This is a genomic window from Stenotrophomonas sp. CASM101 (genome assembly GCF_049384845.1).
In the GTDB taxonomy this organism is placed as follows: domain Bacteria; phylum Pseudomonadota; class Gammaproteobacteria; order Xanthomonadales; family Xanthomonadaceae; genus Stenotrophomonas; species Stenotrophomonas hibiscicola.
In genome coordinates, this window is record NZ_JBMRFR010000009.1 from 64,632 (window position 1) to 85,407 (window position 20,776).

Consider the following 20,776-nt stretch of genomic DNA (forward strand, 5'->3'; position numbering starts at 1 on the left):
GCAATGAGCGACCCGCAGTGGCAACTGGAAACCCTGGCCGTGCATGGTGGCTATCGGCCCGATCCGACCACCCGCGCGGTGGCGGTGCCGATCTACCAGACGGTGGCGTACGCCTTCGATGACACCCAGCACGGGGCCGACCTGTTCGACCTGAAGGTGCCGGGCAACATCTACACGCGCATCATGAACCCCACCACCGACGTACTGGAGCAGCGCCTGGCTGCGCTGGAAGGCGGCATCGGTGCGCTGGCGCTGGCCTCGGGGCAGGCCGCGATCACCTATGCCCTCCAGACCATTGCAGAGGCCGGCGACAACATCGTCGCCTCCAGCGCGCTGTATGGCGGCAGCCTCAACCTGCTGGCGCACACGCTGCCGCAGTACGGCATCCAAGCGCGCTTTGCTGATCCGGCTGATCCTTCTGCGTTCGCCGCGCTCATCGACGAGCGCACCAAGGCGGTGTTCGTCGAATCCATCGGCAACCCGCGTGGCAACGTCACCGACATCGCCGCCATCGCCGAGGTCGCGCATGCCGCTGGCGTGCCCCTGATCGTCGACAACACCGTGGCCACGCCGTTCCTGCTGCGCCCATTCGAGCACGGCGCCGACATCGTGGTGCATTCGCTGACCAAGTACCTGGGCGGCCACGGCACCAGCCTGGGCGGCGCGATCATCGATTCGGGCCGCTTCGACTGGACCGCACAGCCCCAACGCTTCGCGCGGCTCAACCAGCCCGACCCCAGCTACCATGGCGTGGTCTATACCGAAGCCCTGGGGCCAGCGGCCTACATCGGCCGCGCGCGGGTGGTGCCGCTGCGCAATACCGGCGCTGCGTTGTCGCCGTTCAATGCGTTCCTGATCCTGCAGGGCATCGAGACCCTGGCCCTGCGCATGGAACGCATCAACGCCAATGCACTGGCCGTCGCGCAGTACCTGAAGGCGCACGCCAAGGTAGCGTGGGTGCGCTACGCCGGACTGGCCGACGACCCCGAGCACGCCGCCGCGCAGCGCTATCTGGGTGGGCACGGCTCGGGCGTGCTGACCTTCGGCCTGCCGGGCGGGCGCGAGGCAGGCGCACGTTTCCTTGACGCGCTGAAATTGTTCACCCGCCTGGTCAACCTGGGCGATGCGAAGTCACTGGCCACCCATCCGGCCTCGACCACCCACCGCCAGTTGGATGCGGCGGAACTGGCCAAGGCCGGCGTCAGTGAAGACACCGTGCGGCTGTCGATCGGCATCGAGCACATCGGCGACCTGCGCGCCGACCTGGAGCAGGCCCTGGCCGCCGCCTGATAGCCACGCGCTTGGTCGTCATCGCCACAGGCGATCACCGCCGGCCACGCGATGCGCTAGGGTGGAACTGCCTCTCCAAGGCGTGGCAACGTGGCGATCCAGATCCCCGGTCGATGCGGGTCGACCGGGGTTTTTTTGTTTCCGGGGTCAGATCCGTTTTCCTGCGGAAAACGGATCTGACCCAATGCACCGCCGTGTCGACCAAGGTCGACACCTACCAGAGCAGAACGCCGTTCCGGCAGATCGCAGGAATCTGTCGAAGGCGGGGTGGGTCCGGTGGCGGGAGTGTCCGCGGCATGGATGCCGCGGCCAAGCCCCCATGGAAGGGTTTACGGCGTCTCCCGCCACCGGACCCACCCCGCCATCCCACGGAATGCCTGCTTTTGCCGTTGCAGTTGAAGTTGCTTCAGCAGGTGCAGGGCTGCAAGCCCTGCCGCACGCACACCCCTCACACCACCGGAATACTGTGCTGGCCCAACCCGCGATACGGCGGCGTGGCCATCACCATCTCCGCCAGCGAGTACGCCAGCTCACGTTCGGCCATCACCGTCCCATCGGCACCGTGTTCCAGCAGATGCTTCACTTCCGCATCGCTGTGTGCGCGCGCCAGCAGGGTCAGGTCCGGGTTGATCGCCCGCAGCTTGGCCAGCGCCTCACCGGCTTCCAGCGGCTGCGGAATCGCCAGCACCGCAATCTTCGCCCGCTCAGGATGGGCCTCGGCCAGCACCCGGTCGGCCGCCGCACTGCCGCGGATCGCCGCCAGGCCCTTGGCGTGCGCCGCCTCGACGTGTTCCTTGTTGTCATCGATCACCAGCACCGGCACGCCACGGTCGCTCAGCACCTGCGCCAGTTCGCTGCCGACCCGGCCATAGCCGATCACGATGGCGTGGTCATGCAGGTCCCGTGACGGGCCGATGGCTTCAGGCGGCTCGGGTGCCTGCGGGGACTGCTCCTGCTTGGCCTGCCAACGGTCGAGCAGGCCGAACACCAGTGGGTTGAGCATGATCGACACCAGCGCACCGGCCAGCACCAGCGACTGGCCTTCCTTCGGCAGGATCTGCAGCGCCACGCCCAGGCCGGCGATGATGAAGGCGAACTCGCCGATCTGTGCCAGGCTGGCCGAGATGGTCAACGCGGTGCTGGTCGGGTGGCCGAACGCACGCACGATGAAAAATGCCGCCGCCGACTTGCCGAACATGATGATGGCGACGGTGGCCAGCACCTGCCACGGATGCTGGACGAGGATGTTGGGGTCAAACAGCATGCCGACCGACACGAAGAACAGCACCGCGAACGCATCGCGCAGCGGCAACGAATCATGCGCGGCCTTGTGGCTCAGCTCCGATTCGTTGAGCAGCATGCCGGCGAAGAACGCGCCCAGCGCGAACGAGACACCGAACAACATCGCCGAACCGAACGCCACGCCCAGCGCGATTGCCAGCACCGACAGAGTGAACAGCTCACGCGAACCAGTACCGGCGATGCGCTCCAGGATCCACGGGATGACCCGGCGCCCGACCACCAGCATCACCGCCACGAACAGGCCCAGCTGCACGAAGGTCCAGCCGATGTCGGCCAGCACGCTGCCGAGCGAGTGCGACTCCTTGGCCGCGTCGGGGCCGAACACGCCGGCCATCACCGGCATCATCACCAGTGCCAGCACGCAGGCCAGGTCTTCCACGATCAGCCAGCCGACCGCGATCTTGCCGCGCATGGTCTCCAGCAGACGGCGTTCCTCCATCGCCCGCAGCAGCACCACGGTACTGGCGGTGGCCAGCGAGAAACCGAAGATGACGCCATGGATGGCGGGCCAGCCCATCAGCGAGGCCACACCCCAGCCGAGCAGGGTGGCCACCGCGATCTGGCCGATGGCGCCGGGGATGGCGATCGCCTTGACCGCCATCAGGTCCTTCAGCGAGAAGTGCAGGCCGACGCCGAACATCAGCAGCATCACGCCCAGTTCGGCCAGCTGGTTGGCCAGCGCCTGGTCGGCGACGAAGCCGGGGGTGAACGGGCCTACGCAGATGCCAGCAACCAGGTAACCGACCAGGGGAGACAAGCGGAGCTTGTTGGCCAGCGCGCCGAAGATGAAGGCGAGCCCCAGGCCAACGGCAACGATGTTGATCAGGTCGGTGTCATGGTGCATCGGCACTCGCAGGAAATCGGGGGGATGTCCCGATTTTCACCTAATGGGCCAGATGCAGCAAACCCTGCAGGAAAATGGGGTCAGAGCCCTTTTTCCAGCAGGAAAAGGGCTCTGACCCCACAGGGTATGCCGGCCAGCGGCCGGCAGTACCCCTTACCAGGTGTACTTGATCCGCCCGTACACATACGCGCCGTTGAAGCCGAACGGCGAGTAGTTGCTGTACGGCAGCATGCCGAAGGTGGAGTTCTGCAGGTCTTCGGTGCGGTCCGGGTACTTGTCCAGCAGGTTGTCGGCGCCCACGGTCAGGGTCCAGTTGCTGCTCGGCTTGTAGCTGGCCGAGGCATCCACCACCCAGGCATCGCCGTAGGTCTGGTCGCGCAGCGCGGTGGCGGAGTTGCGCACGGTGAACTTGCCGTAGCGGGTTGCGGCCAGGCCCAGTTCCCAGTGATCCGAACGCCAGGTGCCACTCAGGATCGCCTTGTCGCGCGGGTAGCTGTCCTCGATGCGGCCGATCTCATCTCGGCCGATCAGTGACTGGGTCAGGCCCAGAGTGCCAAACACCGCCGGGGTGCCGCCGACGCGGCGCACTTCGGTGTCGTTGTAGCTGTAGGCGGCGGTCAGCTCCAGGCTGCTGGCGCTGAACGGCACGGTGTAGCTGGAGACGAAGTCGACGCCGCGGGTGCGCGTATCCAGGCCGTTGGTGAAGTACGAGAACGCGGTCACCTGCGGCAGGCCGAGGGTGCCCAGCAGCGCGCTGGTGGCGGCGTTGGTGGTGATGCTGGACGAGAGCGCGATGCGGTCATCAATGTCGATCTGGTACGCATCGACGGTGATGTACAGGCGGTCCACCGGCTGCAGCACCAGGCCCAGGCTGTAGGAGGTGGAGGTTTCGGCCTTCAACGGCGAGGCACCCAGCGCCTGCGCGGCCGGGCTGGTGGTCGGGAAGGTGCCACGCTCGACGAACACGCCATTGAGGAACTGGCTGGTCACCGCCTGGTAGCCCTGCTGCGCCAGCGAGGGCGCGCGGAAACCGCTGGAGGCGGTGGCACGCAGCGCGACCTTGTCGGTGAATGCATAGCGCGCCGACAGCTTGCCGGAGAAGCGGTCGCCGAAGTCCGAGTAGTCCTCGTAGCGGCCGGTGATGCCGGCCGAGAACTTCTCGGTCAGGTCCGCTTCCAGGCCGGCATAGACCGCGTAGTTGTGGCGGTCGGCATGCACTTCATTGGTCGGGGTGAAGCCCGCGAAGCCCTGCGCGCCGCTGCCGGTGTACGAGTTCAGCTCGCCCGGGTTCTGGTCCCACTTTTCCTTGCGGTACTCACCACCGAAGGACAGCGTGACCGGGTAGGCCAGGCCCCAGTCCAGTGACTTGGTCAGGTCGGCATTGAAGATGTCCTGCTGGTACTTCAGCGTGCCGTCGTAGAACGAGCGCGGGCTGGTGGCGCCGAGGCTGTAGTTGATGCTGTTGCGGGTGTGGAAGTCCAGAGTGTTCTCGCCGTGGTTCAGGCTCAGGTCCCAGGTCCAGCCGTTGTCGGTGTTGCCCTTGACCCCGGCCACCAGCGAGCGGTCCTTGGAGTACTGGTTGATCTCCGGCACGTAGCCGTCCGGGTAGGTCTGCGCCAGCAGCGCGCTCTGCCCGCTGTGGTTGCGCGAACGGTAGAACGCGAACGAGGTGATGTCGCGGTTGCTGAGCAGCGCGCTGGCGTAGCCGGTCACGTGGTCGCTGAAGTCGAAGCTGGCGTTGGCCGAGGCGGCGGTGGCATCCACGCGCGGGTCGCCGACGATGAAGGTCTTCTGGCCGATGCTGGGGAAGTTGCCGGTGTTCGGCGTGGTGCCGCGGTACGGGCCGGCGCGGTTGCTCTCGTCCTGCTGGCTGATCTGGCCAGCCACGTGCACCCGGCCGCGGCCGTTGCCGAACTCGACGCCGGTGTCGCCGGAGAGCTGGTACTTGTTGCCGTCACCGGCCGAGTACTGGCCGTAGTCCACGGCCAGGCTGCCGCCACGGCCGCTGCCCTTGAGCACGATGTTGATGACGCCGGCGATGGCGTCCGAGCCGTACTGTGCCGACGCACCGTCGCGCAGCACTTCCACGCGCTCGATGGCGGCGATCGGGATCGCATTGATGTCCACCGCTGACGAGCCACGGCCGATGCTGCCGTTGACGTTGATCATCGCCGAGGTGTGGCGGCGCTTGCCGTTGACCAGCACCAGCACCTGGTCCGGCGACAGGCCGCGCAGCTGCGCCGGGCGCACGCCACTGGTGCCGTCGGTCAAGGCCGGGCGCGGGAAGTTCAGCGAGGGCAGGGCGCGCGACAGTGCGGTGGCCAGCTCACTGGTGCCGGTGGACTGCAGCACTTCAGGGGTGATGATGTCGATCGGCGACTGCGATTCGGCGACCGTGCGGTCGGCCACGCGGGTGCCGGTGACGATCACCGTGTCCAGGGTATTGGCGGCGGTGCCGGCCTGCTGGGCAGCGGCAAGGAACGGAGAGCCACCGAGTGCGACAGCGACGGCGGCGGCGATCAGGCTGGTCTTGCGGGTCATCGGGATGGGGCTCCGGTTGGCGGGGGCGGCACCGGAATCGACATCACGGGGGTGAGGCGGACGGCGGTTGTTGCGGTGCGCAATACAGCAATTAACGGGATATTCAGTGCCTGTCAAATGCCGGTCATCGGAAAAAACGTTGCAGCAGCAACCATTTAGCCCGGACAGGCATCGGCGGGGAGGAGACCCGGGACGCGCGCGGCGGGGACGTGGGAGAGAGGAACGTCGGCCACTGCGCATCCCGGGACGCGTCAAGTATTCGTTAACGCTAGAATTGCGTCGCAGGAACAGTGCTCACCAGCACATTCCATCCGGTTATATGGACCCCTCCCCCGATGATCTCCCTTCGTAATTTCGCCTTGCGCCGCGGCGAGCGGCTGCTGTTGTCCAATGTCGACCTGACCCTGCACGCCGGTTACCGGGTAGGTGTGGTCGGCCGCAACGGTGCTGGCAAGTCCAGCCTGTTCGCGGCGGTGAAGGGCGAGCTGGAGGCCGACAAGGGTGACGTCGACCTGCCCGGCAAGGTCCGTATCGCCAGCGTGGCCCAGGAAACCCCGTCGCTGCCGGACCCGGCGCTGAGCTTCGTGCTGGGCGGCGACACCGAGGTGGCCGCGGTGCTGGCCGAAGAGGCCGAGGCGACCGCGCGCGAAGACTGGGAGGCGGTGGCCAACGCACACACCAAGATGGCCGAGATGGGGGCCTACGACGCCGAAGCGCGCGCCGGCAAGCTGCTGCACGGCCTTGGTTTCCCGGCCGAGACCCACCACCGCGCGGTCTCCTCGTTCTCCGGCGGCTGGCGCGTACGCCTGAACCTGGCCCGCGCGCTGATGATGCCCAGCGACCTGCTGCTGCTGGACGAACCGACCAACCACCTGGATCTGGACGCGGTGTACTGGCTGGAACAGTGGCTGCTGAAGTACCCGGGCACCCTGCTGCTGATCTCGCATGACCGCGAGTTCCTCGACAACGTGGCCACCCACACCCTGCACCTGCACGGTGGCGGCGCCAAACTCTACCCGGGCGGCTACACCGATTTCGAGCGCCAGCGCGCCGAACAGCTGCGCCAGCAGCAGATCGCGCACGAGAAGGAGCAGGCCGAGCGTGCCCACCTGCAGAGTTTCATCGACCGCTTCAAGGCGCAGGCCAGCAAGGCCGCGCAGGCGCAGAGCCGCATGAAGCGCTTGGCCAAGCTGGCCGGCACCGAAGCGGTGCGCGCCGAGCGTGAGTTCCGTATCGAGTTCGCGCCGCCGGCCAAGCTGCCGTTCTCGCTGATCCGCCTGAACCACGTCGAGGCCGGCTACGGCAAGGACGCGGTGATCCTGCACAACGTCGGCTTCGGCCTGGAAGCGGGCCAGCGCATCGGCCTGCTCGGCCCCAACGGCGCCGGCAAGACCACCCTGGTGAAGACCCTGGTGGGTGAACTGGCGCCGATCGTCGGCGAGCGCATGGCGCACCCGGACCTGAAGATCGGCTACTTCGCCCAGCACACGGTGGAGTCGCTGCACGAAGGCCAGTCGCCGATGGAGCACTTCCGCGAGATCGCCCCGGACGCACCGAACCAGTCGTTCCGCGACTTCCTGGGCAAGTGGAACTTCCCGGGTGACCGCGCGTTCGAGCCGGTCGACGGCTTCTCCGGTGGCGAGCGCGCACGCCTGGCGCTGGCGCTGATCGCCTGGCAGCAGCCGAACGTGCTGCTGCTGGACGAACCGACCAACCACCTTGATCTGGAAATGCGCGAAGCGCTGGCCGAAGCATTGGCCACCTTCGAAGGCGCGATCGTGATGGTCTCGCACGACCGCCATCTGATCGGCCTGGTCTGCGATACCTACTGGCGCGTGGCCGATGGCGTGGTCGAGCCGTTCGATGGCGACCTGGATGCCTACGCCGCGTGGCTGCGGACCCGCCCGCAGGCGCAGGGCACCAAGGCGCGCATGGAACAGGTGGAAGAGCCGGTGGTGGTCAAGACCGCCCCGGTGGCGCAGGTGGTGCAGAAGAAGCCGGTGAACCCGCACAAGCTGGCCGCGGCCGAGGCCAAGGTGGCCGAGCTGGAAGGTGCACTGGCCGAGCTGGACCGGCAGCTGGCCGACCCGGCCAACTACGCCGATGCCACGCGCATGGCGGTACTTGGCCGTGACCGCGAAACCGCCGCGGCGCAGCTGGAAAAGGCCGAAGCCGCCTGGATGGAACTGCTCGAGTCCTGACCGGTAGTGCCGGCCGCTGGCCGGCAGCGCGATGCGCCCACAACGATCAAGGGATTGCCGGCCAGCGGCCGGCACTGCCTACCCGCCCTGTGCCTGCAGCCACTCGCGGAACCGCTTTGCCGGCTCGCGCTCTGCACGCGAGCGCAGCCGCGTCAGCCAGTAGCGTCCCAGCCCCAGCGTGGTGCCAAACGGCTGCAGCAGGCGGCCTTCGGCCAGCTCCTGCTCGAACATGCGCAGCGGCAGCAGCGCCACGCCGGCGCCGCCGACCGCGGCCATCGCCACGGTCAACGACGAATCGAACACCGGCCCGCGGGCTTCCACGCCACTGACGCCTGCCGCCTGCAACCAGCGCGGCCATTCGTCGCTGCGGTAGGAGCGCAGCAGCGGCAGCGTGCCCAGGTCGCGCGGCTGTTTCAGGCGCCGCGCCAGTGCCGGCGCGCACAGCGGCGCGAACGGCGCGTCGAGGATCGCCGTGCAGGCCTGGCCCTGCCAATCGCCATCACCAAACCGGATGGCCAGGTCCAGGCCTTCGCCGGCCAGGTCGATGCGGTTGTTGTGGGTCTGCAGGCGCAGCTCGATGTCCGGGTGCGCTGCCTCGAACGCGGCCAGCCGTGGCAGCAGCCAGCCGGTGGCGAAGGTGCCGACCACGCCCAGGGTCAGCACTTCACGCGCAGGTCCGCCGGTGTAACGCGCGATGCTGGCCGAGATGCGTTCAAACGATTCGTTGAGCACCGGATACAGCGCCGCGCCTTCTTCGGTGAGCGCCACGCCGCGCGGCAGGCGATGGAACAGGCGGATGCCGAGCCGGTCCTCAAGCCCGCGAATCTGGTGGCTCAGCGCGGCCTGGCTGACACACAGCTCCAGCGCGGCACGGGTGAAGTTCTGGTGGCGGGCGGCGGCCTCGAAGGCGCGCAGCGCGTTCAGGGGCAGGGTAGGGTGCAACATCGCGCCGTCGTGAGCTGGAGTGATGGCTGATCCTAACCCTTCAATGGTGGATTTCGGGAAATTAAAGGGTTGAATACGTCATGCATTAATTCTTCTCATGTCTATTGCAGTTTTTTTGCGCTGGTCGCTCCCGATCAAGGCTTCAATAATCGAGCGGTCCCCCAGGAGAACCCGCATGCTTGCCCGTCGCCGATTCCTGCAGTTCAGTGGTGCCGCCGTTGCTTCCTCGTTTGCGCTGCCGTTGCTGGCACGTGCAGCGGGCAAGGCCGCCGCCACCGCGCCCACAGATGCCGCCATCAACGCCGCCAGTGATTTCGCCGCGCTGGAGAAGGCTTGCGCAGGACGCTTGGGCGTGACCCTGCTCGATACCGCCAGCGGTCGCCGCGTCGGTCATCGCCAGGACGAGCGCTTCCCGATGTGCAGCACCTTCAAGAGCATGCTGGCCGCGACCGTGCTCAGCCAGGCCGAGCGCATGCCGGCATTGCTGGACCGGCGGGTGCCGGTGCGTGACGCCGATCTGCTCTCGCACGCACCGGTCACCCGCCGTCATGCCGGCAAGGACATGACCGTGCGCGATCTGTGCCGTGCCACGATCATCACCAGCGACAACACCGCTGCCAACCTGTTGTTTGATGTGGTCGGCGGGCCGCCAGCGGTCACCGCGTTCCTGCGCGCCAGCGGCGATGCGGTCAGCCGCAGCGACCGGCTGGAGCCGGAGCTGAACAGCTTTGCCAAGGGCGACCCGCGCGACACCACCACCCCGGCTGCGATGGCGGGTTCGCTGCAGCGTGTGGTGCTGGGGAAAGTGCTGCAGCCGGCATCGCGGCAGCAGCTGGCCGACTGGCTGATCGATAACGAGACCGGTGACGCCTGCCTGCGCGCGGGACTGGGCAAGCGCTGGCGGGTGGGCGACAAGACCGGCAGCAATGGCGAGGACGCGCGCAACGATATTGCCGTGTTGTGGCCGCGGGCAGGCGGCGCACCGTGGGTGCTGACCGCCTATCTGCAGGCCAGTGCGATCAGCAACGAGCAGCGCGCCCAGGTGCTGGCCCAGGTGGGCCGGATCGCCGATCGACTGATTGGGTGAGGTAACCGGGGTCATTCAAACGTCGCTTGCCGGATCGGTTCGGCGCGCGCATCCTGCGCGCGTTCGAACCCCACGGAAGACCCCGATGAGCCATGAGTTGATCTACCTGCTGCTGATCTTCGCGCTGCTGGTGATCCCGCGCGCGCTGCAGCGCTTCAGCCTGCCCGCACCACTGACCTGCCTGCTGTTCGGCATCATCGGCATGCTCTGGCTGGGGGATCAGGCACATGATGCGGTGATCGGACTGCTGGCCACCCTGGGCATTTCCTCGCTGTTCCTGTTCGCCGGCCTGGAAGTGGATCTGCAGGCGCTGCGCCGGGGCATGTGGCCGCTGCTGGCACATCTGGTCATCCGTACCGGCACGCTGTTCGGGGTGGGCTGGCTGGCTTGGCGTTATGCGGGGCTGCCGTGGCAGGCCGCTGGCCTGTTGGCGTTGGCGCTGCTGACGCCGTCCACGGGCTTCATCATGGATTCGCTGTCGCGGCTGGGCCTGAGCGAGGACGAGCGGTTCTGGGTGACCAGCAAGGCCATCGCCGGCGAACTGCTGGCGCTGGCGGCGTTGTTCATCGTGCTGCAGGCCGGCGATCCGGGGCATATGGCGCTGTCCAGCCTGGCGCTGCTGGCGATGATGGTCGGCCTGCCGCTGCTGTTCATCGCGCTGGGCCGCTGGGTGGCACCGCACGCGCCGGGCTCGGAATTCTCGCTGCTGGTGATGGTCGGCATGGTGGCGGCCTACATCACCTACCTGCTGGGCGTGTACTACCTGGTTGGCGCGTTCATCGCCGGCCTGGTCGCGCGCCTGCTGCACCAGCGCATGCCGCTGCTGGCCTCGCACGAGAACCTGCACGCGCTGCGCCTGTTCGCCTCGTTCTTCGTGCCGTTCTACTTCTTCAACGCCGGCACCAAGGTGCCTGCCGAAGCGCTGAGCTTCGAGGCGCTGGGGCTGGGCATCGTGATCACCCTGGTGGTGCTGCCGCTGCGCATCGGCGTGGTCTGGCTGCAGCGCCGGGTGATGTTCGGCGAGAGCTTCCGCAGCAGCCTGCGGGTCTCGCTGGCGCTGGCACCGACGCTGATCTTCACCCTGGTGCTGGCGGCGATCATGCGTGAGCGCTTCCAGATTCCGGCGGTGCTGTTCGGTGCGCTGCTGCTGTACGCGGCGCTGACCACGCTGTTGCCGTCGCTGGTGTTCCGTACACCGTTTGACGTTGATCCGGTGGAGCAGGAGCCGGCCGGCGAGGGCGAGGCCGCACCGGTGGCGGCGACCGAAGCACTGCCGGCAGCACCGTCTGCCGAGCGCTGAGCGGGACTGGCGCGCGGTTTGCGCCCATCGTCCATGGCCGTTAGGGTTGGGGCATGAGACCGATTGCCGTTGCCACTGCCGCCGCCCTCCTGCTCAGCCTCGCTGCGTGCACGCAGCGCTCCGATACGGTCGCCCATGACCTGGCGACCGCACCGGCCGATGCGTTCATGGCCGCCGTCGCCGCACATTGCGGCCAGGCCTACGTCGGCAAGGTGGTGGAGGACACGCCTGCACCGACCGCCAAGGATCCGTTCGCCGGGCAGCGCCTGGTCATGCATGTGCGCGGCTGCGCCGACCCGGCGCACGAGCTGCGCATCCCGTTCCATGTCGGTGATGACCACTCGCGGACCTGGGTGCTGACCCGCACGCCGAACGGGCTGCGGCTGAAGCACGACCACCGCCACGAAGATGGCAGCCCCGACACGATCACCCTCTACGGTGGCGACAGCACGCCACCGGGTACCGCCGAGCGCCAGCAGTTCCCGGCCGATGCCGATTCGGTGGCGATGTTCCGCCGCGCCGACATGCTGGCGTCGACCCACAACACCTGGGCGATGGAGATCGATCCGGACCAGACGTTCGTCTACGAACTGACGCGCCCGGACGGCCGCCGCTTCCGCGTGCAGTTCGACCTGAGCAGGCCGGTCGACCTGCCACCGCCGCCTTGGGGTGATGAGGCCGCGCAGCCAGCCCGGTAGCGCCGGGCCGTGCCCGGCGGGTTTTCTGCAGTTGACCGCGCCACTGCGCTCGCCGGGCATGGCCCGGCGCTACCCCTCACCGCGTGCCGAAACGCGCCCGGCAGCCGTTGCTCACCCACACCTGCCCACGCGAGTAACCCCAGCTGCGGCCTTCCTGGCAGGCGCTGCCGGACAGCTGCTGCTGCAGCACCGGGCGGCCTTGGCGCTCATCCCAGTCGCAGTTCTGCGTGCGGTTGTTGTTGCTGCTGCAGGTGATCGAGTAGTTGCTGTTGCCGCCGCCCCAGCCGCCGCCACCGCCCCAGCCGCGGGCCTCGGCGAATTCGGCACGGCAGCCGTTGCTGACCCACACCGCGCCATTGCGCACGCCCCAGGTACGACCTTCGTCGCAAGGGCTGCCGGACAGCTGGCGGACCAGGCGGGCATTGCGCCAGCCGACCGGGCAGCTGCGCTCGCGGTTGTTCTGGCTCTCGCAGCGGATGGTCTCGCCGGGCCGGCCGTTGTTGCCGCCCCAGCCGCCCCCGTTGCCGCCGCCCCAGCCGCCACGGGCCTCGACGAACTCCGCGCGGCAGCCGTTGTTGACCCAGATGCTGCCGTTACGGCTGCCCCAGGTGCGGCCTTCGTCGCAGGCGCTGCCGGACAGCTGGCGGACCAGCTGCGCATTGCGCCAGCCGGTGTTGCAGACCCGTTCGCGGTTGTTCTGGCTTTCGCAGCGGACCACGCCGCTCTGCGCATGCGCGGAAGGGGTGGGCAGGGCCAGGGTGCCCAGCGCACCCAGGCTGAGGGTTACGGCCAGGCTGGCCTGGGACAGCGGTTTCATGGCGGCATCCCATACGGTGGTAGGTGCCCGACTATAGGGAGGGAGGCGATCAAGCCGGTGTGACTGGCCGGATTTGCCCCGGCCGGGGCCTCGGCCGCAGAATACGAGGCTTTCCGGCCCCCATCCGGTGCCGGCGTTCTCCAGCGGAGCTTCCCCCCATGCGTACCCACTTCTGCGGCCTGGTCGATGAGACCCTGATTGGCCAGACTGTCACCCTCGCCGGCTGGACCGACGTGGCCCGTAACCAGGGCGGCGTCTGCTTCATCGATCTCCGCGATCATGAAGGCATCGTGCAGGTGACCGTGGAAGTCGACAACGCCGACGTGTTCGCCGTGGCCGCGTCGCTGGGCTATGAGGATGTGCTGCAGGTGGAAGGCGTGGTGCGTGCACGCCACGCGGTGAACGACAAGATGCGCACCGGCAAGGTGGAAGTGATCGCCACCGCCATCACCGTGCTGAACAAGGCCGCGCCGCTGCCGTTCCACGCGCACGAGAACCCGGGCGAGGAAACCCGCCTGAAGTACCGCTACCTGGACCTGCGCCGTCCGGAAATGCAGCGCATGCAGCGCACCCGCATCAAGCTGGTGCAGGCCCTGCGCCGCCACCTGGACGAGAAGGGCTTCCAGGACATCGAGACCCCGATCCTGACCAAGGCCACCCCGGAAGGCGCGCGCGACTTCCTGGTGCCGGCGCGCATGCACCCGGGCGAGTTCTATGCCCTGCCGCAGAGCCCGCAGCTGTTCAAGCAGATCCTGATGGTGGCCGGCTTCGACCGTTACTACCAGATCGCGCGCTGCTTCCGCGATGAAGCACTGCGTGCCGACCGCCAGCTGGAGTTCACCCAGCTGGACATGGAATTCGCCTTCGTGCGCGAGCGCGACGTGCAGGACTTCGTCGAAGACATGATCCGCGCCATCTTCAAGGAAGTGGTCGACGTCCAGCTGGATGCCAGCTTCCCGCGCATGACCTGGGCCGAGGCGATGCGTCGCTACGGTTCGGACAAGCCGGACCTGCGCATCGCGCTGGAGCTGGTCGACGTGGCTGAACTGGTCAAGGACAGCGAGTTCGCAGTGTTCACCGGCCCGGCCAACGATGCCGAAGGCCGCGTCGCCGCGCTGCGGATCCCGGGCGGCGCAGCGCTGAGCCGCAAGCAGATCGACGAGTACGCCGCGCACGCCGCCAAGTACGGCGCCAAGGGCCTGGCCTACATCAAGATCGCCGACAACGGCGAAATCAGCTCGCCGATCCAGAAGTTCTTCAGCGAGGCCTCCTTCGCTGCGCTGGTGGCCCATGTTGGCGCCGGCAACGGCGACATCGTGTTCTTTGGTGCCGGTGGCTACAACAAGGTCTCCGACTTCATGGGCGCGCTGCGCCTGAAGGCCGGCAAGGACTTCGGCCTGGTCGCCGACGGCTGGGCGCCGCTGTGGGTCACCGACTTCCCGATGTTCGAATGGGACGAGGAAGAACAGCGTTACGTCGCCCTGCATCACCCCTTCACCGCACCGGCCGTGGACGACATCGCCGACCTGCGCGCCAACGCCCGTACCGCCGTTTCGCGCGGCTACGACATGGTGCTCAACGGCAATGAGATCGGCGGTGGTTCGATCCGTATCCACCGTCCGGACATGCAGAGCGCGGTGTTCGAGCTGCTCGGCATCGGTGCCGAAGAGGCCCGCGCCAAGTTCGGCTTCCTGCTCGACGCGCTGAACTACGGCGCGCCGCCGCACGGTGGCATCGCCTTCGGCATCGACCGCATCGCCGCGCTGATGGCCGGCACCGAATCGATCCGCGACGTCATCCCGTTCCCGAAGACTACCGGTGCACAGGATCTGATGACCGACGCGCCGTCGCCGATCGTCGACGCGCAGCTGGCCGAAGTGCACATCCAGGTTCGCCCCAAGACCAACTGATCAGGAGATCCAGGCAATGACCGAGTTTGCGTTTTCGCTGGAGTGGGAAAAGCTGGGCAATGAAGGCTCCGAGGCCAACCTGGTCACCGAGCGTGCACGGGTGTTCGGTGGTTGGCTGGTCCGCGTCGGTACCAACCCGGCGGCGATGGCCCTGACCTTCGTCGCCGACGGCGAAGGCCGTTGGGACGGTGAAGACTTCGGCGTCGAGGATTACGAGGACGACGAAGAGGAAGAGTACGACGAGGACGAGGAAGGCGAGGAAGAAGAGGACGAGGACGAAGAGGAATACGAGGAAGAGGACGAGGAAGAAGAAGCGGAGTCGCCTGAAAAGGCTTGACCCCTGCTTCGCCCTGGCGTCAACTTCCTGCATGTATTCGATCCGCCGCGCCACTGTGGACGACGCGCCGACCCTGTCGGCGCTGGCCGCCCGCACGTTCACTGAAACCTTCGGCCATCTGTACCCGCCGCAGGACCTGCAGGCCTTCCTGGAGGAGGCCTACGCGGTCGAGCGCCAGCGCGTGATCCTGGCCCACCCCGATTACGCGGTGTGGCTGCTGGAACTGGATGGGGAGGCGGTCGGCCATGCCGCCGCCGGCCCCTGCGGCCTGCCGCACCCGGACGTGAAGCCCGGTGACGGCGAACTCAAGCGCCTGTACCTGATCAAGACGCAGCAAAGCTGCGGCTGGGGCAGCCGCCTGCTGGAAACCGCGCTGGCCTGGCTGGAACACGAGGGCCCGCGCACCCTGTGGTTGGGCGTGTGGTCGGAGAACTTCGGCGCACAGCGCTTCTACGCCCGCTACGGTTTCGAGAAGGCCGGCGAATACCTGTTCCCGGTGGGCGACACGAACGATCTCGAATTCATCCTGCGCCGCGCACCGCGCGCGGCCTGATGTTCACTGCCGCTTGCTGCGCGCGCGTGTTCAATCACCGTACGTTCCTGCCCCGCTGACCGCCAGGCTGTTTGCATGACTCCCCCCGTATTGCTGCTGCATGGCATCTGGAATGCCCGCGCCTGGGTCGGGCCGCTGGCCTGGCGCCTGCGCGCGCGCGGCTTCCAGGTGCACGCGTTTGGTTATTCCTCGGTGTTCGGTGGCCCGGACGTGGCCGTACCGCAGCTGCTGGAGCGGCTGGCCGACGCCGGCCCGCTGAGTTTGGTCGGCCACAGCCTGGGCGGGCTGCTGGCGCTGGAAGCGCTGCGGCGCAATCCGCAGCTGCCGGTGCAGCGCGTGGTCTGCCTGGGTTCGCCGCTGCGCGGCAGTGGTACCGCACGCTCGTTGTCCGAGCACGGCTGGGGCCTGGCCCTGGGCCGCAGCAGCGAGCTGCTGCTCGATGGCCTGCCGGACTGGCAGGGCCGGGCGGAGGTTGGCCTGATCGCCGGCTCGGTACCGCATGGGCTGGGCAGCCTGCTGGGTGCCATCGACGATGCCTCCGACGGCACCGTGGCACTGGCCGAGACCCGCCTGCCGGGGCTGGCCGACCATTGCGTGGTGCGCACCAGCCACAGCGGCCTGGTGGTATCGCCCGACGCCGCGCGGCAGACCGCGCATTTCCTGCGTCATGGCCGTTTCGACCACAGCCGCGACGCCGTCGCCGCGTAAGTTGGTGGGAGCGAACGGCCTGCCAGGGTGCGTGCGAACGGCACCAGGGTGGATGCGAACGACACCAAGGTGGGTGCGAACCGTTGGTTCGCACGCTCTTCGCCGGGCATGGCCCGGCGCTACCGGGAAAAGCACCACCAGATCGCCAGCGGTAGCGCCGGGCCATGCCCGGCGAGCGCAGCGGCATCCATCGGGCCTAGACACGGTTGCAGCGCCCGATCAGGTAGAATCCGCGCCTTGATCCTGTAGCAGCCAGACGGTAGCACCCATGGGTAGAGGCCCCTCCATCGAAGCCCGCAAGAACGCGTCCGACGCGAAGCGCGGCAAGATTTTCACCAAGATCATCCGCGAGATCGGCGTCGCCGCGCGCGGCGGTGGAGGCGACCCCAACAACAACCCGCGCCTGCGCGTGGCGGTGGACAAGGGCCTGGCCGTGAACATGTCCAAGGACGTGATCGAGCGCGCCATCAAGAAGGCCACCGGTGAACTGGAAGGCGTCGATTACGAGGAAGTCCGCTACGAGGGCTACGCCCCCGGTGGCGTGGCCGTGATCGTCGACTGCCTGACCGACAACCGCGTGCGCACCGTGGCCGATGTCCGCCATGCGTTCAGCAAGTGCGGCGGCAACATGGGCACCGAAGGCTCGGTGGCCTTCATGTTCAAGCGCCTGGGCGTGCTCAGCTTCGCCCCGGGCGCCGACGAGGAGGCCATCACCGAAGCCGCCATCGAGGCCGGCGCCGATGACATCGTGGTCTATCCGGACGACGGCTCGATCGACGTGGTCACCAGCCCTGACGCCTTCAACGCGGTCAAGGACGCGATGACCGCCGCCGGCCATGTCGCCGATCACGCGGAAATCACGTTCCGCGCGGACAACGACATCAAGGTCGAGGGCGAGGTCGCCCTGCAGGTCAAGAAGCTGCTGGACATGCTGGAAGATCTGGACGACGTGCAGGACGTGTACTCCAACGCCGAACTGGGCGCCGACGCCTACGCCTGAGCCGTCCTCGACGGCCTGGGCGCGGGCCGTTGAACGGTCACCGCGGACAGTCATGAGCCCATACGCCTGCCAGCGCACCCCGTTCCACCCTGCCAGGAGTGCAGCATGACCCGCATCCTCGGCATCGACCCCGGTTCACAGCGGACCGGGGTCGGCATCATCGATGTCGACGCCGCCGGGCGCGTCACCTACGTGCACCACCAGCCGCTGGTGCTGCTGGGCGCGGACGATTTCCCGCAGCGCATGAAGCTGCTGGTGCTCGGCCTGGCCGACCTGTGCCGCGAGTTCCAGCCGCAGGAAGTGGCCATCGAACGCGTGTTCATGGCCCGCAACCCCGATTCGGCGCTGAAGCTGGGCCAGGCCCGGGGCGCGGCGATTTCCGCCGTTGTGCTGCGTGACCTGCCGGTGCATGAATATGCCGCCAGCGAGATCAAGCTGGCGGTGGTCGGTCGTGGTGGTGCCGAAAAGCAACAGGTTCAACACATGGTCGGGCTCATGCTCAACCTGAAAACCAAGCTGCAGGCCGACGCGGCCGACGCGTTGGCGGTGGCGATCACCCATGCCCACGTAAGGGCAACGGCCAACCGCCTGGGGCTCAGTGCCCGCCAGGCGTGGGGCCGCAAATGAGGAGCTGCACGCAATGATCGGTCGACTGCGCGGCATCGTCGCCTACAAGGCGCCGCCGTGGCTGGTGGTGGACGTGAACGGAGTGGGCTACGAGCTGGAGGCGCCGATGAGCACCTTCTATGACCTGCCCGAACTCGGCCGCGAGGTCACCCTGTACACCCATTACGCGCAGAAGGAAGACAGCGTCTCGCTGTACGGCTTCCTGCGCGAGGGCGAACGGCGGCTGTTCCGCGACGTGCAGAAGGTCAGTGGCATCGGCGCGAAGATTGCGCTGGCCGTGCTGTCCGGGGTCACCGTCGAGGAATTCGCGCGCATGGTCCAGGCCGGTGACATCACCGCGCTGACCCGCATTCCGGGCATCGGCAAGAAGACCGCCGAGCGAATGGTGCTGGAACTGCGCGACCGCGCCGCCCAGTTCGGTGCCGGCGGCGCGCTGCCCACCGGCAGCGGCCCGGCCGCGGCCGACCCGCTTTCCGATGCCACCGTGGCGCTGCAGCAGCTGGGCTACAAGCCTGCTGAAGCGGCCCGCATGGCCCGCGACGCCTTCACTGAAGGCGATGAAGTGGCCACCGTGATCCGCAAGGCGCTGCAGTCCGCGCTGCGCTGAGTCGGCTTCCTTTCTCTCAACGAACCGCCTGAGCCTCGCCAGGAGTCCCATGTCCAGCAGTCAAACCCCGCACGCAGCTGCCCCCGGCGGCCACGGTCACGCTCCTCCCGCCGGAGGCCTGGCGCTGATCATCGGTGCGATCGGCGTGGTCTTCGGTGATATCGGTACCAGCCCGCTGTACACCCTGAAGGAGGCGTTCTCGCCGCACTACGGGCTCAACAGCGACCACGACACGGTACTGGGCGTGCTCTCGCTGGCGTTCTGGGCACTGAACATCGTGGTCACGCTGAAGTACGTGACCATCATCATGCGCGCCGACAATGACGGCGAGGGCGGCATCATGGCGCTGATGGCGCTGACCCAGCGCACGCTGCGCAACGGGTCGCGCTCGGCCTACGTGGTGGGCATCCTTGGCATCTTCGGCGCCTCGCTGTTCTTCGGCGACGGCGTGATCACCCCGGCGATCTCGGTGCTTGGCGCGGTCGAAGGCCTGGAGGTGGCCGCGCCCGGCCTGCATGCCTTCATCGTGCCGATCACGGTGGTGGTGCTGCTGATGGTGTTTGCGGCGCAGCGCTTCGGCACCGAGAAGATCGGCAAGGCGTTCGGCCCGATCACGTCGGTCTGGTTCATTTCGCTGGCGGCGATCGGCATCTACAACATCGTGGATGCGCCGGAAGTGCTGAAAGCCTTCAACCCGTGGTGGGCGATCCGCTTCTTCATGGAGCACAGCTGGCACGGCATCTTCATCCTCGGTGCGGTGGTACTGGCGGTGACCGGCGGCGAAGCGCTGTACGCCGACATGGGCCACTTCGGTGCCAAGCCGATCCGCCATGCCTGGTACTTCTTCGTGCTGCCGTGCCTGGTGCTGAACTACCTGGGGCAGGGCGCACTGGTGCTCAACCATCCCGAGGCGCTGAAGAACCCGTTCTTTGAGGCAGTGCCGTCGTGGGCGCTGTACCCGATGATCATCCTGGCCACGATGGCGGCGGTGATCGCCTCCCAGTCGGTCATCACCGGCGCGTTTTCGGTTTCGCGCCAGGCCATGCAGCTGGGCTACATCCCGCGCATGCGCATCAAGCACACCTCGCATGACACCATCGGCCAGATCTACATCCCGGGCATCAACTGGGGCATCGCGGTGATGGTGATCGGCCTGGTGCTGGCCTTCCGCAGCTCGTCCAACCTGGCCGTGGCCTACGGCATCTCGGTGTCGGCCACCATGCTGATCGATACCCTGCTGCTGGCCCTGGTGGCCCGCTCGTTGTGGCCGAAGGCACGCGCCTGGCTGCTGCCCCTGTGCGTGGTGTTCTTCATCATCGACCTCGGCTTTGTCATCGCCAACGGCGCCAAGCTGCTGCAGGGCGCCTGGTTCCCGGTAGTGCTGGGCATCTTCCTGTTCACCATGATGCGTACCTGGCGCCGGGGCCGCGAGCTGCTGCGCGATGAGATCCGCAAGGACGGCATCCGCCTGGATACCTTCCTGCCGGGCCTGATGCTGGCGCCGCCGGTACGCGTGCCGGGCACCGCCGTGTTCCTCACTGCGGATCCGACCGTGGCCCCGCACGCACTGATGCACAACCTCAAGCACAACAAAGTGCTGCACGAACGCAACGTGTTCCTGCATGTGGAAACCCTGCCGATCCCGTATGCGATGGAAGGGCAGCGGCTGAAGATCGAATCGGTGGGCGACGAGTTCTACCGGGTCTATGTGCGCTTCGGCTTCATGGAGACCCCGGACGTCCCACTGGCGCTGATGCGCTCGTGCGACCACGGCGGCATCTACTTCGACCCGATGGACACCACCTTCTTCGCCAGCCGCGAAACCATCGTCGCCACCGCCAACCGCGGCATGCCGATCTGGCGCGACAAGCTGTTCGCGCTGATGCACCGGAATGCCGCGCCGGCGACCGGCTTCTTCCGGATTCCGGGTAACCGGCTGGTGGAACTCGGCGCGCAGGTGGAGATCTGAGGTCTGGTAGTGCCGGCCGCTGGCCGGCATCCGCCGCACC

At 67.5% G+C, this 20,776-nt stretch carries 17 protein-coding genes; 13 read left to right on the top strand and 4 right to left on the bottom strand.

Annotation, left to right across the window (positions count from 1 at the left end; all coding sequences use genetic code 11):
* The first annotated feature begins 3 nt into the window (after window positions 1-3).
* A complete protein-coding gene (locus tag VG543_RS13730) occupies window positions 4-1,290 on the top strand; it encodes an aminotransferase class V-fold PLP-dependent enzyme (protein ID WP_251103419.1) in 1,287 nt (428 codons plus the stop codon).
* A 448-nt stretch (window positions 1,291-1,738) separates the two neighbouring features.
* Here VG543_RS13730 and ybaL read toward each other — a convergent pair whose 3' ends face one another.
* Together ybaL and VG543_RS13740 are read right to left on the bottom strand one after the other, a co-directional pair.
* The gene (gene ybaL, locus VG543_RS13735) at window positions 1,739-3,436 is read right to left on the bottom strand and encodes a YbaL family putative K(+) efflux transporter (protein ID WP_164145340.1); all 1,698 of its coding nucleotides are present in this window, start codon (window positions 3,434-3,436) and stop codon (window positions 1,739-1,741) included.
* Between the two features lie 153 nt (window positions 3,437-3,589).
* Window positions 3,590-5,977 (bottom strand): TonB-dependent receptor plug domain-containing protein, encoded by a 2,388-nt coding sequence (locus VG543_RS13740; RefSeq protein ID WP_346715141.1) that lies wholly within the window; start codon window positions 5,975-5,977, stop codon window positions 3,590-3,592.
* A 335-nt stretch (window positions 5,978-6,312) separates the two neighbouring features.
* Here VG543_RS13740 and VG543_RS13745 point away from each other — a divergent pair, with 335 nt between their 5' ends.
* Window positions 6,313-8,178 carry an ABC-F family ATP-binding cassette domain-containing protein gene (locus VG543_RS13745; RefSeq protein ID WP_019660143.1) on the top strand — a complete coding sequence of 622 codons (1,866 nt, stop codon included), beginning with the start codon at window positions 6,313-6,315 and terminating at the stop codon, window positions 8,176-8,178.
* Window positions 8,179-8,256: 78 nt separating this feature from the next.
* Here the strand turns inward: VG543_RS13745 and ampR are convergent, their stop codons facing one another.
* Entirely contained in the window at window positions 8,257-9,123 is an 867-nt protein-coding gene (gene ampR, locus VG543_RS13750) for a LysR family transcriptional regulator AmpR (RefSeq protein ID WP_423178709.1), read from the bottom strand.
* 175 nt (window positions 9,124-9,298) lie between these two features.
* Between ampR and blaL2 the strand changes: the two genes are divergently transcribed.
* The 3 genes from blaL2 (at window position 9,299) to VG543_RS13765 (ending at window position 12,208) form a co-directional block, all read left to right on the top strand.
* Entirely contained in the window at window positions 9,299-10,210 is a 912-nt protein-coding gene (gene blaL2, locus VG543_RS13755; protein WP_423178708.1) for a L2 family extended-spectrum class A beta-lactamase, read from the top strand.
* A gap of 85 nt (window positions 10,211-10,295) precedes the next feature.
* Window positions 10,296-11,510, top strand: a complete 1,215-nt coding sequence (locus VG543_RS13760; RefSeq protein ID WP_262214340.1) for a cation:proton antiporter — start codon at window positions 10,296-10,298, stop codon at window positions 11,508-11,510.
* 53 nt (window positions 11,511-11,563) lie between these two features.
* Window positions 11,564-12,208: a hypothetical protein gene (locus VG543_RS13765; protein ID WP_423178707.1), complete on the top strand. Its 645-nt coding sequence runs from the start codon at window positions 11,564-11,566 to the stop codon at window positions 12,206-12,208.
* A 76-nt stretch (window positions 12,209-12,284) separates the two neighbouring features.
* Here the strand turns inward: VG543_RS13765 and VG543_RS13770 are convergent, their stop codons facing one another.
* On the bottom strand, window positions 12,285-13,025 hold the full coding sequence (locus VG543_RS13770) for a DUF3011 domain-containing protein (protein ID WP_423178706.1): 741 nt from the start codon (window positions 13,023-13,025) through the stop codon (window positions 12,285-12,287).
* A 158-nt stretch (window positions 13,026-13,183) separates the two neighbouring features.
* Between VG543_RS13770 and aspS the strand changes: the two genes are divergently transcribed.
* From aspS to VG543_RS13810, 8 genes are all read left to right on the top strand, one after another.
* Complete coding sequence (gene aspS, locus VG543_RS13775; protein WP_111098900.1) at window positions 13,184-14,935, top strand: aspartate--tRNA ligase; 1,752 nt, start codon at window positions 13,184-13,186, stop codon at window positions 14,933-14,935.
* A gap of 16 nt (window positions 14,936-14,951) precedes the next feature.
* On the top strand, window positions 14,952-15,272 hold the full coding sequence (locus tag VG543_RS13780; protein WP_049441305.1) for a hypothetical protein: 321 nt from the start codon (window positions 14,952-14,954) through the stop codon (window positions 15,270-15,272).
* Between the two features lie 31 nt (window positions 15,273-15,303).
* Window positions 15,304-15,825 (top strand): GNAT family N-acetyltransferase, encoded by a 522-nt coding sequence (locus tag VG543_RS13785; protein WP_021203144.1) that lies wholly within the window; start codon window positions 15,304-15,306, stop codon window positions 15,823-15,825.
* Window positions 15,826-15,900: 75 nt separating this feature from the next.
* On the top strand, window positions 15,901-16,533 hold the full coding sequence (locus VG543_RS13790) for an esterase/lipase family protein (RefSeq protein WP_188250405.1): 633 nt from the start codon (window positions 15,901-15,903) through the stop codon (window positions 16,531-16,533).
* Window positions 16,534-16,801: 268 nt separating this feature from the next.
* Window positions 16,802-17,533, top strand: coding sequence for a YebC/PmpR family DNA-binding transcriptional regulator (locus VG543_RS13795; protein WP_019660133.1), 732 nt, complete (start codon window positions 16,802-16,804; stop codon window positions 17,531-17,533).
* A gap of 105 nt (window positions 17,534-17,638) precedes the next feature.
* Window positions 17,639-18,160, top strand: coding sequence for a crossover junction endodeoxyribonuclease RuvC (ruvC, locus tag VG543_RS13800; protein ID WP_019660132.1), 522 nt, complete (start codon window positions 17,639-17,641; stop codon window positions 18,158-18,160).
* A gap of 13 nt (window positions 18,161-18,173) precedes the next feature.
* Window positions 18,174-18,767: a Holliday junction branch migration protein RuvA gene (ruvA, locus tag VG543_RS13805; protein WP_019660131.1), complete on the top strand. Its 594-nt coding sequence runs from the start codon at window positions 18,174-18,176 to the stop codon at window positions 18,765-18,767.
* A 49-nt stretch (window positions 18,768-18,816) separates the two neighbouring features.
* Window positions 18,817-20,736: a potassium transporter Kup gene (locus VG543_RS13810; protein WP_021203145.1), complete on the top strand. Its 1,920-nt coding sequence runs from the start codon at window positions 18,817-18,819 to the stop codon at window positions 20,734-20,736.
* Window positions 20,737-20,776 lie beyond the last annotated feature (40 nt).

Excerpts from the sequence above, each read along its gene's own strand:
- ruvA (WP_019660131.1), top strand. The coding sequence starts at position 18,174 with ATGATCGGTCGACTGCGCGGCATCGTCGCCTACAAGGCGCCGCCGTGG.
- ruvC (WP_019660132.1), top strand. The coding sequence starts at position 17,639 with ATGACCCGCATCCTCGGCATCGACCCCGGTTCACAGCGGACCGGGGTC.
- VG543_RS13790 (WP_188250405.1), top strand. The coding sequence starts at position 15,901 with ATGACTCCCCCCGTATTGCTGCTGCATGGCATCTGGAATGCCCGCGCC.
- VG543_RS13785 (WP_021203144.1), top strand. The coding sequence starts at position 15,304 with ATGTATTCGATCCGCCGCGCCACTGTGGACGACGCGCCGACCCTGTCG.
- ampR (WP_423178709.1), bottom strand. The coding sequence starts at position 9,123 with ATGTTGCACCCTACCCTGCCCCTGAACGCGCTGCGCGCCTTCGAGGCC.
- VG543_RS13765 (WP_423178707.1), top strand. The coding sequence starts at position 11,564 with ATGAGACCGATTGCCGTTGCCACTGCCGCCGCCCTCCTGCTCAGCCTC.
- VG543_RS13810 (WP_021203145.1), top strand. The coding sequence starts at position 18,817 with ATGTCCAGCAGTCAAACCCCGCACGCAGCTGCCCCCGGCGGCCACGGT.
- VG543_RS13745 (WP_019660143.1), top strand. The coding sequence starts at position 6,313 with ATGATCTCCCTTCGTAATTTCGCCTTGCGCCGCGGCGAGCGGCTGCTG.
- blaL2 (WP_423178708.1), top strand. The coding sequence starts at position 9,299 with ATGCTTGCCCGTCGCCGATTCCTGCAGTTCAGTGGTGCCGCCGTTGCT.
- VG543_RS13770 (WP_423178706.1), bottom strand. The coding sequence starts at position 13,025 with ATGAAACCGCTGTCCCAGGCCAGCCTGGCCGTAACCCTCAGCCTGGGT.
- VG543_RS13740 (WP_346715141.1), bottom strand. The coding sequence starts at position 5,977 with ATGACCCGCAAGACCAGCCTGATCGCCGCCGCCGTCGCTGTCGCACTC.
- aspS (WP_111098900.1), top strand. The coding sequence starts at position 13,184 with ATGCGTACCCACTTCTGCGGCCTGGTCGATGAGACCCTGATTGGCCAG.
- ybaL (WP_164145340.1), bottom strand. The coding sequence starts at position 3,436 with ATGCACCATGACACCGACCTGATCAACATCGTTGCCGTTGGCCTGGGG.
- VG543_RS13760 (WP_262214340.1), top strand. The coding sequence starts at position 10,296 with ATGAGCCATGAGTTGATCTACCTGCTGCTGATCTTCGCGCTGCTGGTG.
- VG543_RS13780 (WP_049441305.1), top strand. The coding sequence starts at position 14,952 with ATGACCGAGTTTGCGTTTTCGCTGGAGTGGGAAAAGCTGGGCAATGAA.
- VG543_RS13795 (WP_019660133.1), top strand. The coding sequence starts at position 16,802 with ATGGGTAGAGGCCCCTCCATCGAAGCCCGCAAGAACGCGTCCGACGCG.
- VG543_RS13730 (WP_251103419.1), top strand. The coding sequence starts at position 4 with ATGAGCGACCCGCAGTGGCAACTGGAAACCCTGGCCGTGCATGGTGGC.